Source organism: bacterium, from assembly GCA_019695305.1.
In the GTDB taxonomy this organism is placed as follows: Bacteria; UBA10199; UBA10199; order UBA10199; family JAIBAG01; genus JAIBAG01.
The window spans coordinates 1-16,903 of the sequence record JAIBAG010000038.1 but is presented as its reverse complement, the minus strand read 5'-3'; the positions used below and the strand labels follow the sequence as shown (position 1 = coordinate 16,903).

The 16,903-nt window shown below is 42.3% G+C and carries 12 protein-coding genes; 10 read left to right on the top strand and 2 right to left on the bottom strand.

Going from position 1 to position 16,903, the window contains the following annotated elements; translation table 11 throughout:
• The 4 genes from K1X76_12050 to K1X76_12035 all read left to right on the top strand — a co-directional run.
• The coding region (locus K1X76_12050; protein ID MBX7149796.1) for a hypothetical protein at positions 1-373 on the top strand (373 nt) is incomplete at its 5' end.
• 120 nt (positions 374-493) lie between these two features.
• Positions 494-1,555 (top strand): AAA family ATPase, encoded by a 1,062-nt coding sequence (locus tag K1X76_12045; protein ID MBX7149795.1) that lies wholly within the window; start codon positions 494-496, stop codon positions 1,553-1,555.
• 90 nt (positions 1,556-1,645) lie between these two features.
• Complete coding sequence (locus tag K1X76_12040; protein ID MBX7149794.1) at positions 1,646-2,980, top strand: AAA family ATPase; 1,335 nt, start codon at positions 1,646-1,648, stop codon at positions 2,978-2,980.
• Between the two features lie 265 nt (positions 2,981-3,245).
• A complete protein-coding gene (locus K1X76_12035; protein MBX7149793.1) occupies positions 3,246-4,583 on the top strand; it encodes a PhoH family protein in 1,338 nt (445 codons plus the stop codon).
• On the opposite strand, the gene K1X76_12030 is transcribed toward K1X76_12035, so the two are convergent.
• On the bottom strand, positions 4,580-5,233 hold the full coding sequence (locus tag K1X76_12030) for a sulfite exporter TauE/SafE family protein (protein MBX7149792.1): 654 nt from the start codon (positions 5,231-5,233) through the stop codon (positions 4,580-4,582). The two genes, K1X76_12035 and K1X76_12030, sit on opposite strands and share 4 nt — an antisense overlap.
• A 105-nt stretch (positions 5,234-5,338) precedes the next feature.
• On the opposite strand from K1X76_12030, the gene K1X76_12025 reads away from it, so the two are divergent.
• From K1X76_12025 to ccoG, 5 genes are all read left to right on the top strand, one after another.
• Positions 5,339-7,651, top strand: a complete 2,313-nt coding sequence (locus K1X76_12025) for a heavy metal translocating P-type ATPase metal-binding domain-containing protein (GenBank protein MBX7149791.1) — start codon at positions 5,339-5,341, stop codon at positions 7,649-7,651.
• Positions 7,652-7,786: 135 nt separating this feature from the next.
• Positions 7,787-10,048 (top strand): cytochrome-c oxidase, cbb3-type subunit I, encoded by a 2,262-nt coding sequence (ccoN, locus tag K1X76_12020; GenBank protein MBX7149790.1) that lies wholly within the window; start codon positions 7,787-7,789, stop codon positions 10,046-10,048.
• A 3-nt stretch (positions 10,049-10,051) separates the two neighbouring features.
• Positions 10,052-10,207, top strand: a complete 156-nt coding sequence (locus K1X76_12015) for a cbb3-type cytochrome c oxidase subunit 3 (protein MBX7149789.1) — start codon at positions 10,052-10,054, stop codon at positions 10,205-10,207.
• 152 nt (positions 10,208-10,359) lie between these two features.
• Positions 10,360-10,917 carry a c-type cytochrome gene (locus K1X76_12010; protein MBX7149788.1) on the top strand — a complete coding sequence of 186 codons (558 nt, stop codon included), beginning with the start codon at positions 10,360-10,362 and terminating at the stop codon, positions 10,915-10,917.
• An 89-nt stretch (positions 10,918-11,006) separates the two neighbouring features.
• A complete protein-coding gene (gene ccoG / locus K1X76_12005) occupies positions 11,007-12,350 on the top strand; it encodes a cytochrome c oxidase accessory protein CcoG (GenBank protein ID MBX7149787.1) in 1,344 nt (447 codons plus the stop codon).
• On the opposite strand, the gene K1X76_12000 is transcribed toward ccoG, so the two are convergent.
• Positions 12,347-14,833, bottom strand: coding sequence for a hypothetical protein (locus K1X76_12000; protein ID MBX7149786.1), 2,487 nt, complete (start codon positions 14,831-14,833; stop codon positions 12,347-12,349). The two genes, ccoG and K1X76_12000, sit on opposite strands and share 4 nt — an antisense overlap.
• 246 nt (positions 14,834-15,079) lie before the next feature.
• Here K1X76_12000 and K1X76_11995 point away from each other — a divergent pair.
• Positions 15,080-16,903: hypothetical protein (locus tag K1X76_11995; GenBank protein MBX7149785.1), on the top strand; the 1,824-nt coding region annotated here is incomplete at its 3' end.

Sequence of the window (16,903 nt, the reverse complement as noted above, 5' to 3'; positions counted from 1 at the left end):
GGGGGAATCTGTTGGTGAATGGGTGGGAGAAACGCAAGTAGTGCAGGGCGTGGAAGAAACAGTGGGTTTTGATTTAACCACCGATCAGTGGGGGACATTAGGCGGAAGTACAGCGGGAGGGATCGCGGTTGCCGGTGCGACTCATGCGGCGCGTGGTACACAGGCCTATCAATGGCTCGATTCTACCCGTATGGCGCGGGGTGTGCAATGGGGAGCGCAGGGGCTTATCAATGGTGGGAAGAATTTGTTATGGGGTGCGGGACGTGTGGGGATGAACCTGATTGGCACACCGCTGATGATGATTGGAAATCCCGAGGCTACCCTGAACAGCAATGAACCGGGGACCTCTATGTCACGTCTGAAGCAGGGGTAGATCCTCTTATATTTATTTATACAGCAGTATAAAATACTTTAAATTATTTTATACTATGGTATAAAAGACTACGTGGACCGTTATTTGCAAAACCAGGTGGTGACCGATTTAAAATCGAAAATGGTTTTTATCGGCGGACCCCGGCAGGTGGGTAAAACCACTCTAGCCTTAAAAATTGCAGGAAACAATAAACAGTATTTAAACTGGGATGTCCCCATCCATAAAGATAAAATACTGCACTATGAAATCCCGGCAAAAGGGCTGATTGTTTTTGATGAGCTGCACAAATACCGCCAGTGGCGTAATTTTTTAAAGGGCCTTTACGATGAACGCAAGGCAAAATGCAAAATACTGGTAACCGGGAGTGCCCGTCTCGATTTTTACCGGTTTGGCGGTGATTCACTCCAGGGACGTTATCATTATTTGCGGCTCTATCCACTCTCTTATGCAGAACTCCAGATGAAATCCGCCGCCGACCTGGGGGTGTTGTTTAAACTGGGTGGTTTTCCGGAACCTTTTTACAAAAGTAGCGAAGTTGAAGCTAAACGCTGGTCTATCGAATATCGCCACCGGCTTATTCATGACGATGTTAAAAGTCTTGAAGGTATCCAAAATTTAAGTTTGTTAGAATTGCTTGTTGCTCGTTTACCGGAATTGGTGGGTAACCCACTTTCGCTCAATGCCATTCGTGAAGATTTGCAGGTTAATCACAAAACAGTTACGCGCTGGATGGATGCCCTGGAAAGACTATACGGCCTTTTCAGAATTTCCCCTTTTGGATCCCCAAAAATAAAAGCCGTTAAAAAAGAGCAAAAGCATTACCATTACGATTGGAATCTTGTAAAAGATCCCGGTGCCCGCTTTGAAAATATGGTGGCTGTGCATCTTCTTAAATGGGTTCATTTTAAAAGGGACACCCTGGGTGAAGAAATGGAGCTGAGATATTTTAGGGATGTTTATAAAAAGGAAGTGGATTTTGTCATTGTTCAAAACAACAAACCCGTTTTATTGGTGGAATGTAAACTGTCCGACAGCGACATTAACGATGGTTTAAAGTACCTGAAAGCAAAATTTCCCCAAACCGAAGCCTGGCAAATTAGTCTTAAAGGAAAGAAAGATTACCAATCAAAAGAAGGAATCCGCGTAGCGCCTGCCATGGAATTGCTAAAAGAATTAATCTAGCTAGCACCATATTTTAACAATATTTTTTTATATATACCCAATAAAAAAACAAAATATTGACATTTTAACCCTATATTTTATCATATCTTGATGATTCCCCGTACCGCTCTCCATGATTTGGAGCAATGGAAAAATAGGCCTAATCGCAAGCCGTTGATTATACGGGGTGCACGTCAAGTTGGAAAATCGTATTTGGTAAAACTGTTTGCCCAAAAAAATTTTGAAAATTACATCGAGATTAATTTCGAAAAAGACCCCACCGTGGGCGATTATTTTTTAAACGAATCCATCGATAAAATACTGGCTCTTCTCCAAGCTCACACCAATAAAAAAATTGTTCCCAACAAAACCCTGTTGTTTTTCGATGAAATCCAGGCCTGCCCCCATGTGTTTGCCAAATTACGTTATTTTTACGAAGAAAAACCAGAAATCCCCATCATAGCCGCTGGCTCGCTCTTGGAATTTCTTTTTACCAGTCACGAGTTTTCTGTGCCGGTGGGACGTATCGAATATCTGCATTTGGGGCCTCTTACGTTTGAAGAATTTTTAAAAGCCCAAAACGAGGACGCTCTATTGGATTTTATCGGTACATACACATTACAACAAACTATTCCTCAACCTCTACACAACAAACTGATGGACAAAGTACGCCAATTTACACTTGTGGGCGGCATGCCCGAAGTTGTGGCTCATTTTATTCAGTATAACGATTATCAAGAAGTTGATCGCATCAAAAGTAATTTGATTGAAACCTACGAGGAGGATTTTTCGAAATACAAAAAAAAGGTGGATGTGGGACGGCTTGCCAAAGTGTATCGCAAAGTGCCTTCGCTTGTTTGCAAAAAATTAAAATATGTTCATATCGATCCTAACGAACGTGCCAAGGACCTCTCGGATGCCATCCATCTTTTATCCATGGCTAAAATAATTTATAAAGTACACCATAGTGCTTCCAACGGAATCCCTTTAGGGGCCGATATCAATGAAAAATTTTTTAAATTGCTCTATCTCGATGTGGGTTTGTTAACTGCCGCCACCGGCTTAAGCCTTGTGGATATTGAACATGCGGGTGAATTAAACCTGATTAACCAGGGCGCTATCAGCGAACAATGGATTGGCCAGCATTTACTTTATGCCGAACCCAATTATCAGGCCCCGCAGCTGTATTATTGGATACGCGAAAAAAAGGGGGCTGCCGCCGAAATTGATTATGTTATACCGCAAGGCCCGCATATTATTCCGGTGGAAGTAAAATCGGGCAAAACGGGTCGTCTCAAATCGCTTTCTGTTTTTGCGGGTGAGAAAAAAACAAAAACAGCTCTCCGTTTTAACAGCGATATCCCCTCGGTTATTGATAATGGTTTATTTAAACTGGTTTCATTGCCCTTTTATCTGGTAGGGCAGTGGGCCAGATTGATTGCCTAAAATAGCAGGGCGGCATCTTGTGAGAATCAGTCAACAATTTTGTGACAACGTGCATTATTTATTTTTTAAAAAATATTAAATTTACCTTGATGTTGGGTTTTGATGGGCATACTATAGAAGTACAAGATGACGAATCCTTTAAGGCAGTTGCAACATAGCACGCGCTTTAAAACCCGTTTTCTAACCCTCAGCCGGCAGAAAACATTAAGGGGAATGTATACTATACATTCCCCTTTTTTATTGCCTATTGCCGGTATAAAAAACTATGACGAAAAAGAACAAAACAAAGAAGATCTATGTTTTGGACACATCGGTCATTCTCCATGACCATAACGCAATAAAAAGCTTTAAAGACAACGACACCGCAATCCCCATCACGGTGTTAGAAGAGCTGGACAACTTTAAGAGGGGTAGTGATATAAAAAATTACGAAGCCCGCGAATTTATCCGTTTTATCGACAAATTTTCCTCCCGCGAAACACTTACCGACTGGGTGCCTATTGGTGGCAAAAAATTGGGACAATTTAAAATCATCATGCACGATGACCATAATCACGTGGATGCTGAAATGGTGTTTAACGATAAAAAGAATGATCATAAAATATTGAATGCCGCCCTGTGCTTGCAGAAAATGGAAAAAAATAAAAAAGTGGTGCTTGTTTCTAAGGATATCAACCTGCGCTTAAAAGCGCGTTCGCTCAATTTGCCGGCGGAAGATTTTGAAGCCGGTAAAGTACAGGATATTAAAAACCTGTATACCGGGCATAAAACGCTGGAGCACATCCCGCACGATAAAATCCAACAGATTTTTGATGAGGGGCATGTGGCCGATGTGAAATTTTTAAACGGTTCCAAGATGAATAATCATTATTATATCTTGAAGAACGGAAAATCGTCGGGGCTTGCTTATTTTAATCCTTTTCAAGACACGCTGGATAGGGTGGAAAAGCTTTCTACCTATGGCATTAAGCCGCGTAATGCCGAGCAGACTTTTGCGATGCACGCCATTTTAAATCCCGACATCCGTGTGGTGACTATCCAGGGTGTAGCCGGAACCGGGAAAACGCTTTTAGCGTTGGCGGGTTCTCTTGAGCAACGTAAGAACTATCGCCAAATTATTCTGGCGCGTCCCATTGTGCCTCTTAGTAATAAAGACATCGGTTATTTGCCGGGTGATGTGAATGATAAGATTGGGCCCTATATGGAACCACTGTGGGATAATCTTAAATTCATCAAAAGCCAGTTTTCTGAAAACGATAAAAACTACAAACTGTTGGATGAAATGGTGAAGAGTGAAAAAATCACCATTATCCCTCTGGCCTATATTCGCGGCCGCAGCTTTGCCAATGTGATGATGATTGTGGATGAGGCGCAAAATTTAACGCCGCATGAAGTAAAAACCATCATCACGCGTGCGGGTGAAAATACCAAGTTTATCTTTACGGGTGATATTAATCAGATTGATACGCCGTATTTGGATGAGCAAAGTAATGGTCTTTCGTATTTGATTGAGCGTTTAAAGGGCAACAAACTTTTTGCCCATATCACGCTTGAAAAAGGTGAACGTTCGGAGCTGGCTAATGTGGCCAACGAGTTACTTTAGTGGCAAGTTGTACAATGTTGCGAAAAGTACGCCATCCAAAGAATAAATACGGCGCCTATAAGAGCTAATAATCTAAAAAAAAGTTGTGTTTTCTTTTCGCCGATTTTCTGCGACAAAAATACGGTGCCCGATTGCCCTAGTAGCAATGCCGGCATCGTTCCCAACGCAAAAGAAGCCATCCACAATCCTGCTTTGTAGGGCGTGGGTGCCTGAAGAGACGCCAAAACAGCACTGTATAAAAATCCGCACGGCAATAGAGGTGTGAGTAAACCTAGAGACAAACTCCGCAAAAAAAGAGGAATGCTTTTTATAGATGAAAGCAAGGCGGCCGATAATCTGGGTAAAAAAGGTAGCGAGGGTAAGGGAATACGAATGGCATACAAAATAAGAGGCAGGGCTACCAAAACAGGTAAAAACGGAATTTTTGTAAAATGTTGCAGCGAATAACCCGCATAGGAAAAGATAAAGCCCAAGAATCCGTAACTAATCATTCTTCCAAGGTGATACAGCGCTAATCGTATAACAGGTGCTGCGTTGGGTTTGATGCCTAAAATAATCGACAACGGGGCGCACATGCCCAAACAATGAAGGCTACCTAAAAAGCCGAAGGTGAAAAAAGCAATAATACCTGTAATGTGCAACGAATTCACGGATCGAGGTTATAATAATTGGTGTACTAATCAACTGATTTAGATCATATTCACTATCAAACCCGGTCATATTTGTTTTTATAATTCTCTATTAATTTGGCACACATGCGTGAGAATGTAGCGACACAAATTGTATCACGGGCCACATGTCTTCATTGTGGCCAAAGTTTAAGCAGAAACCGGATAGAGTCCGATTTTTGCTGTGTGGGTTGCCATACCGTTTACACGCTTATTCACGATGAAAATCTGGATCGTTTTTACACTTTAAAACCTAAAACACTTTTACCCCTCATCAATTATTTTACCCGCAAAACCGATTGGCAGTGGATACAAAATTTAAAGGGGCTGGATATGGGTAAAGTCAGTTTTAAAATTGAAGGGCTGCAATGTGCAGCTTGCATTTGGTTGTTATCTACCATGGCCAAAAAAATGGGGCCGTCACAAGTGATGATCAACCCGTCTAATGGGCGGATGGATATGCAGTTTGATACGCAAAAATTTGATTTTACCGCGTTTCTTAAAAAAGTGGAGTTGTTGGGTTATGCGGCCCGTGCGTTAGATGATGAAAAAAGCGAACCTTCGCGCGATTTGCTTATTCGCTTGGGTATTTGCATGGCCATTGCCATGAACACCATGTTTTTTTCGTTTAGCATTTATGCAGGCCTTACAAATCCTGCCGATCCCATTTATCGAGTCTTTAATAGCCTCAATTTTTATCTGTCATTTTTATCGGTTGCAGTTGGTGGATCCTATTTTTTTGGAAAAGCCATCACGGCTTTAAAAAATGGTGTGGTTCATTTTGATGTACCCATTGCCATTGGAATTTTGGCCACCTTTGTGGGTTCGTCTGTGGCCTATATGCAGGGCAATCATGCTGTTTCATATTTTGATACTATTAATATTTTTATAGCACTCATGCTTTTGGGTCGCTATGTGCAAGTGAGGTTTTTGGAGCGCAATCAAAAAGGACTTTCTAAAGTAGATCCCTTTCACGATTTTACAGTTACCGTTGCTGGGGAAAATTTATCTGAAAAAAAGTTTTCCGAAATAAAAAAAGACGATCCCCTGCTTATACAACCCGGCGCTCTGTTTCCGGTAGATTGTGTTTTGGAATCGGTCGAGTCTGTTGAATGTTCGCTAGCCTCTATTACCGGCGAACCCATGCCGCAGATTTTTAAAAAAGGTGATGTGATTTGTGCGGGAGCTCAACTGGTATCGGGTTTTGCAGTAAAGGCCATGGCCTGTGACGATTATAACAAAAAAGCGCTTGATCGCTATGTGCCTCAAAACGAGGATGGGTTAACACCTTATTTATGGCGCTGGTTTACACGCTGGTATGTGGTGGTTGTATTATGTGTTGCTTTTTCTGGTTTGGCTTATTGGCTTATTAACGATGCCTCGCGTGCTCTCAATGTGTTTGTAAGTGTGATGATTGTCACCTGCCCATGTGCGCTGGGCGTGGCTATCCCGTTGGCGCGTCATATGGCCAATCGTGAACTTATTTTAAATGGAGTGTTTGCCAAGAACCCTGAGTTTATTGATAAGCTTGAAAAAATTAAAAATATTTTTTGTGACAAAACGGGAACCTTAACTTTAGGAGTTCTTCAATTAACAAATCCCCAACAACTAGATTTACTGAACGCATCAGACAAAACGGTGTTGTTTAACATGGTATGCAGAAGCCGCCATCCGGCAAGTCTTGCTCTCTATCGCGAACTTATTGCACAACAACTTCCCTCGTTAGAGCTTGTTGTAAATGAAAAAGCAGGCGTGGGTTTGTTGGCAAGTTACAATGAAAAATCTTATTTTTTAGGAAAAGGTGATTTGCCCGGTGTGTATTTTAAACGTGATGATGTGATGTTAGCCCACATTAGCTATAGCGAAGAGGTGCTTAGTGATGTGCAGCAGGTTTTAAAAGATTTAACGGGAGAAGGAATTAATTTTTATTTGTTAAGCGGCGACAAGGCAGAAAATGTAAAAGCGTTGGCCGTTAAAACAGGCTTTTTAAGCAACAATGTGTTTTCAAATTTGGTTCCCGGTGAAAAAGCAGCCTTTGTTAAAAAGATGGGCGAGGAAGCTTCGCTCATGATTGGTGACGGCTTAAACGACGGGCTGGCCATGCAGGAAGCAACACTATCGGGAGGGCCTGTTTGGGAAAAGTGGGGTATTGCTCGTAATGCCGATTTCTTTTTTGTGTCTAACACACTGGGTTGGCTAACGCATGCTTATGCACTTTCAAAAAAATTAAAAAAAGTTTTACGCAACAATCTCACTTTTACAGTTTTATACAATATTGGGGCTGTTAGCATTTCGTTGTTGGGCCTTGCAAACCCGCTGGTGTGCGCCATTATTATGCCGGCCAGCTCGGTTATTGTTTTGGCTTATACGGCGTATGCCATGAGGAGTGTGAACTCATGAACGTTATTTTACTGCTTTTATTTATTGGTCTCATTTTAGTGTGTGGGGCCGTTTTGTTTTTTGGATACGTGGTTAAAAACGAGGATATCTCGCTTTGTGACCGCGCATCTTTATTACCACTTGAGGACGAACAACATGAAAAAAATAGTCTATAACGATGGTGTGACACGGCAGTTTATCTTTGCCTCTGTCATGTGGGGTATTGTGGGGATGCTGGTGGGCGTTATTGTAGCCAGTCAGCTTGCGTTTCCATCTCTTAATTTTACCCAGTATTTATCCTTTGGCCGTTTAAGGCCGCTGCATACCAATGCCGTTATTTTTGCCTTTGTAGGCAATATGATTTTTGCCGGTATTTATTATTCCACTCAGCGTCTTTTAAAAGCACGTATGGGTTCGGATTTTTTGTCCAAAGTTCATTTTTGGGGATGGCAACTTATTATTGTGTGCGCGGCGTTAACACTTCCTCTGGGGATTACCCAGGGCAAAGAATATGCCGAACTGGAATGGCCTATTGATATTTTAATTGCTCTTATTTGGGTAATATTTGCCATCAACTTTTTTTGGACTATTAAAAAGAGAAACGAAAAAAGTTTGTATGTAGCGCTTTGGTTTTACATTGCCACCATTGTGACGGTTGCCGTGCTGCATATTGTGAATAGCTTAAGTTTGCCTCTAAATCTTTTTAAATCGTACTCGGTATTCTCAGGCGTTCAGGATGCGCTGGTGCAGTGGTGGTATGGGCACAATGCGGTGGCCTTCTTTTTAACCACACCGGTTTTGGGCATTATGTATTATTTTATGCCCAAGGCTATTGGCAAACCGGTTTATTCGTACCGTTTATCCATCATTCATTTCTGGGCTTTAGTGTTCATGTACATTTGGGCGGGCCCGCATCACCTTTTAAATACAGCGCTTCCCGATTGGGCTCAAACCTTGGGGATGGTTTTTTCAGTGGCCCTCTGGGCACCCAGCTGGGGCGGTATGATTAACGGTCTCCTCACGTTGCGTGGTGCGTGGGATAAACTGCGTACCGATCCGGTAGTAAAGTTTTTTGTAGCGGGCATTACTTTTTACGGCATGTCTACATTTGAAGGCCCCATGCTTTCCATCAAGTCCATCAACGCCTTGGCGCATTCTACCGACTGGATTATTGGACACGTGCATGGTGGTGCGTTGGGCTGGAACGGCTTTATGGCAGCCGGTATGTTTTACTTTTTGGTGCCCAGACTGTTTAATACCAAACTCTATTCCGAAAAACTGGCTAACTTTCATTTTTGGATTGGGACATTCGGTATCGTGCTGTACATGGCGGCCATGTATGTGTCGGGTTTAACGCAGGGGCTTATGTGGCGTGCGCTGACTCCCGAGGGAACGCTTCTGTATCCAAGCTTTTTGGAATCGATCTTTGCGTCTCAAAATATGTATTACCTGCGCATTGTAGGCGGTACGCTTTACCTGGTTACCTTTATCATCATGGCTTATAACCTCATTAAAACAGCCAAACAGGGGAATCCTGTTGATGGTGAGGTAGAAGTTGTTACTTTGGATAATCAATCTCAAACATCGTGGGTTAAAGTTATTTTTAGCCCGGTGATGGTGTTGGTGCTTATTGGTCTTATTCTGCTTTTGGCTTTAGGGACAAAAGATGTGGTGACTTCCATCATTGTTTACGCGGGCCTTGCCATTTTGGTTGTAGCAAGCGTGATGATGAATAAAAAAGGCGATGGCAGCTGGCACGAGGTGCTGGAAGGCAAAGCCTTTTTGTTTTCCTTTTTTGTTCTTATTTCCATCCTGATTGGCGGGATGGTTCAAATTATTCCGGCTGTTACTGTTAAGAGTGCCGTGCCCATGACGCATGAAGCCGTACCTTACACCGCACTTGAACTGGAAGGACGCGATATTTACCGTAGAGAAGGTTGTTACAACTGTCACACACAAATGATTAGACCCATGGTTCCCGAAACCATGCGCTACGGAGCTCCCAGCGAGGCTTGGGAAAGTATGTACGATCATCCTTTCCAATGGGGGTCAAAACGCACAGGGCCCGATTTAGCCCGTGTGGGTAAAAAGTATCCCAACCTGTGGCATTACAAACATATGATTGATCCCCGTTCTACCTCGGCCGGATCTCTCATGCCCACATACCCACATTTGGCAACTCAAACTCTTGATTATAAAGATACGGCCAGCCGTATGGAGCTGATGCGTACATTGGGTGTGCCATATACCGATGCACAAATTAGTAGCGCTGTGGAGGATGCCCATAAACAAGGTGAGGTTATTGCCAATGATTTAAAACAAAGTCAGGTGAATCTTTCGGCTCAATCAGAGCTTGTGGCACTGATCAGCTATTTGCAAAAGCTGGGAGTGGATCACAAAGCGTACGAAGGAAAGTAAAATATGCGTCAACTTTTAGAACAAGTAGGAGCTCACGATACAGGTGGAACATTTTTTATTGTTCTGTTTGTGGTTTTATTTACACTGATTCTTTTTTCTACCTTTAGAAAAAAGAATAAACCCGTTTTTGAAAAAGATTCTAAATTACCTTTAGAGTAATTGGTCAGCGTGTAGTTTTTGTCCCCCTTTGTAAGGGGGACTATAGGGGGTAGCCAAGCTTATCTACCTCCCCTAGCCCCTCCTTACAAAAGAGGGGAAAAAGAGGATAACTAATTACCCTTGGAGTAATTTTGGATACGAAAGGAAAACTTATGAAAGAAGAAGATAAGGTTCGTCATCACAGTTACGATGGGATTCAAGAATACGACAACATGCTGCCACGCTGGTGGGTGGGCACGTTTGTGATTACCGTGGTTTTTGGATTTTGTTACTGGCTCTATTATAACACCTACGCTGTAGGTCCCACTCAAGAGCAGGAATATCAAACAGCCTTAGAAGAACACAAAGCCGAATTTGGAAATAAAGGGGGCGATGAAGGTCCAACGGATGCCGCTCTTTTGGCCAAATCGCAAGATAGTCATGAAACTGAAGAAGGCAAAAAGATATTTATGACCAATTGCATGGCCTGTCACGGGGATAAAGGGCAGGGTGTTATTGGTCCTAATCTTACCGATAAATATTGGATACACGGCGGCAAACCCACACAAATACATGCAACCGTAACCAATGGTGTGGTTGAAAAAGGGATGCTTTCTTGGAAAGGTGTATTGGCACCTAATCAAATTGATGAAGTTGTGGCTTTTATAATGACGCTTCAGGGTACAAATCCTCCGGGGGCCAAAGAGCCTCAGGGTGATTTGGTAGAGTAGTACATCCATATCATTCGTTATGCCCTCTCCCTGCCCTTTGGGCATCCCTCTCCCACGAGGGGAGAGGGGGTTTTGATTTTGTCTATAATATGCAATTTAAGTCATCCATTAGAACTGATGGTAGCCGTGAGAAAGTGCGCATAGCTGATGTGGCGGGGCGTTTTACAAAAGCCCGCCAAATCTTTTTTTATGTTCTCATGGTTATTTATGCACTTGTTCCGTTTATTAAAGTAAACGGAAAACCGCTCATCTTTATCGATATTTTACATCGGCAGTTTTTTTTGTTTGGTTTTACCTATAATGCCCAGGATTTTTATCTTGTTTTTTTCCTCTTATCGGGTGCACTTTTTACTCTTTTTTATATCACAGCTGTAGCCGGAAGGCTCTGGTGTGGTTGGGCTTGCCCGCAAACTGTTTTTTTGGAAGGTGTTTTTAGACGTATTGAACGTTTAGTAGAAGGGCCCAAATCGGAACAATTACTTTTAGCGCAATCTCCCTGGAATTTTAAAAAAATAGTTAAATTTATAATAAAGCACTTTTTATTTGTTATTTTTGCGTGCGCGGTGTCCCACATTTTTTTATCGTATTTTGTTTCAATGGACGAACTTTTAAGTTTTGTGCGTCATAATCCTCACGAACATTGGGTAGCTTTTATCTGGATGATTTCTATTACTGCCGTTATCTATTTTAACTACGCATGGTTTAGAGAGCAGCTATGCCTCATTGTTTGCCCCTATGGCAAAATGCAATCGGCCTTAACCGATGATGATACGCTGGTGATTGGTTATGATGCTTTAAGGGGTGAACCACGAGGGAAAGTGAGCGACTCATCGCGTGGTGCCTGTATTAACTGCAGACGCTGTGTAGATGTTTGCCCTACGGGCATTGATATTCGTAATGGATTACAGCTGGAATGCATTGGTTGTGCCAATTGTATAGATGCCTGTGATGAAATTATGGATAAGGTGGGGCAGGCCAGGGGATTAGTCCGTTATGATTCTCTCAACGGGTTATTAAAAAAACCGCGTCATATTTTAAGGCCACGTATTTATTTGTATACCGTGTTGTTTTTTGTGGGGTTGGCTGTTTTTTCATTTTTTCTATTTAAACGGCACACCTTTGAGGCCAATATATTAAGAGCGCCAGGAATTCCGTATGTGCTTACCGAAGGTAAAATACGTAACCAGTATTTACTTCATGTTATTAATAAAACAGCAGAGAAGGCCAAATTTACTTTTAAATTTTCGGGTGAGGCAAATGTGATTATTCCGTTTCTGGAGATTGAGCTGGGATCTTTGGAAGAAAAACGAATTCCTGCCTTTGCAGAAATGGATGCTAAAAAATTTAAAGGTCAGTTTAATATTATTTTAACGTCAACCAATACCCAAACGGGCGAAGTGGTAGTGTCTCAAATCCCGTTTTTGGGGCCTTAAGCCCTCTCCGATTGCCTTTTCCAAATAATGGCAAAACCCAATCCCAAGAAAATAAACAGAAGCGTCATCGAAGGCTCGCCGTGAGGAGATAAACTACAGCCACCACCAGAGGCTTTGCTTCCTTCCGGATTGCCTGTATCGGTACCAAGGCCATCTGTTGAGCTTGGATCGTCTGCATCATCACCATCATCGGCAGGTGTTTCTTCGGGTATTTTTGTGGGATCTGTACCTGGCGCTTCGGCAACGGGTGTTTCGTCAACAGGTGTTTCCTCAGGGTCTGTGCCGGGTACTTCTTCAACAGGCGTGCCACAAACCTCATCTTCATCCACCAAACCATCACCATCATTGTCCAAGCCATCGCAAGTTTCGGTATCGATACAATCGGCAATAAAATCGCCATCCGTATCGGTATCGGGTGTGCCGCATCCGCATTGGGCGGCAGCGCTTTTTAACGGATCCAAATCGCAGCCATCCATACATTGGTAAATACCGTCGCTATCGGCATCTATATCGGGACTGTTGCAACCACAGATACCGGCAGTTGTTTTAAGAGGATCGTTGTCACAATCATCCACACAATCTTTTGTTCCGTCGCCATCGGTATCATTAAAGCCTTCGTCAATTTGGCCGTCACCATTATTGTCAATACCGTCACAAGTTTCAACAATGGGTTGAGTACAATTCAGGCCTTCGTCAGTTTGACCATCACAGTTGTTATCGATGTCGTCACATATTTCGTCCGTGGTGCTTGTAAGTTTGGAAGAGTTTGTGTCGTCGCAGTCGGAATTGTTAAGTACAAAACCACTAACAGCTGTGCCACACAACATAACTGAGGATCCGCTTCCAAAAGTGTCGCCATCTGCATCAGGGTAAAATTGCGACAGATTGCAATTGTTGGGTTCTAGGGCTCCAATATCGCAATAAGTACCAAATGCACGCACATTACCTATGGCATCACTGGTTAAAATATTTTCGGTGCCCGAGAGAAAATCGGGCAACGATTTGCAAGTTCCGTTTTCGGCTTTATCGATAGCTGGGCTTGTGAGAGCTAATTGCAGGGTAAAATCACGTCCGTTTTTTTGAATAAAATTTCCGGTAAATTGAGGGTCGATATCTACATAATCGGGATTTGTAGTGGCCGCTATTGCTATATGGGCACAGTCTAAATTCAAAATATTAAAGCCATGAGTCATAAGATTGGGGGCAGTGGAATAGCGGTCTCCAGACAAATTACAGTTATCATTTACTGATTGGCTTGGATCTAAAAATAATTGTGATTTGTTGTCGGCAACAATACTGGATTTAATTTTGATAGTATTGGGTGTGGTGGAGAGACTATATCCAGCAATAGCGCCTGAACCTACAAGCCCCTCAACAAATGCCGTATTATGAACAATTGTTGAATAACTGATGTTGGTATCAGTGGCGTGTAAATAAAGTGCAGAACCTCTTGCGTTTAAGCCTGTACCAAAAAAACCGTCTACAGTTGTAAAGTTGTTTGCAAATGTAGAACCGCTTATATCCAATTTATTTGATGTGCCATTAGAGTCTGTATAGATAGCGCCACCTGTGGCAGCGCTGTTGTTGATAAAAGATGTATTTTTAAGAACCATTATTTGCTGCCTTGTGGTGTAGGAAGCAAGAAAAATAGCCCCTCCTCTTTCGTTAGTGCTATTTCCGGTAAAAAGAGAATTTGAGATAAGTAATGTACTGTTATTAGCTATAACAGCACCGGCGCTCGATTGAACGGTATCAGCATGATTATTTTCAAAAAGGAGGCTATCTCCCAAAATACTACTATTATATAAGGCAAGAGCTCCTCCTACTGCACCTTGACGCGTTACTGTATTATTTCTAAAAACGAGATTACTTGAATAAATGCCTGCATATTCGGTATATAAGCCAGCCCCTGCTGTATAAGCGGTATTATCGATAAAATCAGTTTGAAATAAACCCATGGTTACAACTTGTGTTTCGCTTAAGCCGTGTACCTCAACACAGCCATAACCAGTTGTGCCCGTATTATTTTGAAATTTCATCGATTCAATTTGTAGAGTGAGACTGGGGGTGTTGACTAATGAATAAATACAGGCGCCAGTGGCATCCGTAAAATTTTGAACCGTCATTTTTTTAAGGATAACTGTAGAGTAATTGATACCTGTTAAGTTAAGAAAACGGGCATTATTACCGGTGCCGTTAATAATAGTTTGTGCCGCTGAAACACCCTGAATATTGATACTATCAATAATACTTATTTGTCCCAAAGTGAGATTAAAGGTGCCTGCAGGAATGCGTATACTGTCTTGTCCGGCAGTTGTGTTGGCTAGTTCAATGGCTTCACGCAACGAACAACCAGTTCCTCCTGTACAATCGGCAGCGTAATCTGCTTCCAGCTCGTCGGTAGTGGTAGTTACATTAATAATGGCCGCTTGCGCTTGGGATGACAGTATTAACAACAATAAAACAAATAAAATCTTTTTCATAAAATCCTCATTTTTTAAATAAAGGCACTATGCCCACTAAATATAGTTATCGTCTGGGTTAATAAGAAAGGTACTGATAAAGTTATGGAAAATTGCAAAAACTGATAACAAGCTGTTATCAGTTTTTGCGTTTTAAGGGCATTTTCTAGGCAATGAAATTATCTATAACCCGATAAAAGTACTATCGTGTTTAGTGATATTTCAAATACTTTAGCCTCGCTCTACTCCTTTGACGAGTGGAGCACCATGACAGATGCGGATTGGGAGAATTTTTTATACAATGCCCAAACCGACAATCCCGAGTTTTATTTTACCTATCAGGATAGGGATAAACCCAGCTACCAAGAAGCCAGTGATGCTTGGAGTAAAAGTAGCTATGAAGAAGGAGCACGGGATACGGGAGCCGGGGCCCGTGAAGCAAGTACCGCCGAACAAACAACTTCTCATCCATTACTCAACCCAACTACCAAAACGGCATCGTTAACTAGCACACAAATTGATAAGCAGATTGAACGCGAAACTTCTGTACCGAATCCCGAATCCCGAACCCCGGACCCCGAACTAGATTTTCCTCCCCAATCGTTTCCGGATGAATTTGAGGAAGAACCCGATGCCTTGGATTTAGCTTTAAATCAAACAAGCCCCATGGTTCCCGATGGTGAAGCGCTGATAGATCACGATGTGATTACCGAAGCGCCCTTTGTAGATGGTGATCGCGAAGACATTGCACTTAATCTTAAAGATGTGGTGGATCACTATTGCGATGTGATTGGTTTTCTCATCCAGCCTGTTTTTAAAAGTGGAGGCCGTCTTAATTTAAGTTATTTTAGTAAAAATGCTTTTGATACCCAAGGTGTAGAACCCTGGATGGGGCTTTACCGCTTTTTACGCAGCCAGGCTACCTTGCTGGATGGTAGCACCGGTACCGATCCTTATTCGCATATTATTGAAAAAAACGCCCGTCTTCTCATGCTTTTGTCGGCCCATATTACCGGGGATGCTTCCAATATTACCCAATCCGAATGGAACTATCGTCACGATTTAGCCCAGTTTGAAAAAGAAATTATAGCTGTAAACCCGTATCGCTTTATTGCCGATAATTTAAGAAGCGGTTTTCAAACCGTAAAACGTCTTGTGTACCGCTCGGTAAACGAAGCCTGGGATAATGGTTATGAAATCACCCAAGCGCTGATGAGAGCCGGCCAGGGTATGATAAGTGATAACACGGTAGCCCGCATGCAGTCGTCTTTAGCCGATACGCGTATGAGCGCTACGCTTGAAGCTTTAACTGAAATTGAAACTTATACCAAAAATATTGATGCACATCGTGACGATCAAACTAATGAAAAAACCTATGAAGGTGAAAGTTATAACACCGCTGGCAGCCGCTATACAGTTAGCGATATTCGGGAACGCCGGCAAAATATAGCAGGTGGCATTACCACCTATTCTAATTTGGTAGAAGAGCTTTACGATTTATGGTTGTGGGCTGCAAACGATGCCAATTGGGAAAATTTTGAGTTTTATGGTTTTTCAAACCAAGACCTGCGTTTTTACATTTTAAGTTCACTCGATCCGCTTATTTATGACGCGCATCTTACAGTCACTGCAACCGGGCTTCAAAATTTAAGTGACAAAATTCAACAATTTTTAAACCGTCCTGCAACCAATAAAGGTGGGCATGCATTTGGAGTATTAAAAGATGTTTTAAAAAACATGCCCAGTATTAACAAGGAGCCCTTTACTTGTTTTCAGGACGATGCCGATAAAATTGCCAGTGGTTTGGAAATGGGCGAAGTTATTGATCCCTCCGAAAAATTTGAGGGTGTAGCGCTTGTAGTTCCTGAAGGCTACGATGCTGCCAATATCATGCAATCGCGGGCTACGTTGGCAGAAGCCCTCAAAAAAGGAAAACTGGAATTGTACAAAATGTACCGCGATCAGGGTTATTTACTGCGTGGTATAGCCAATATTTTAGATATCGCAGGCCAGGGAGAACTTAGGTACTTAAGAGAAGCCGTCCAGTTTATGGACGATTTAATTGCTCAACTGGCACAGGCCGCAACTCCC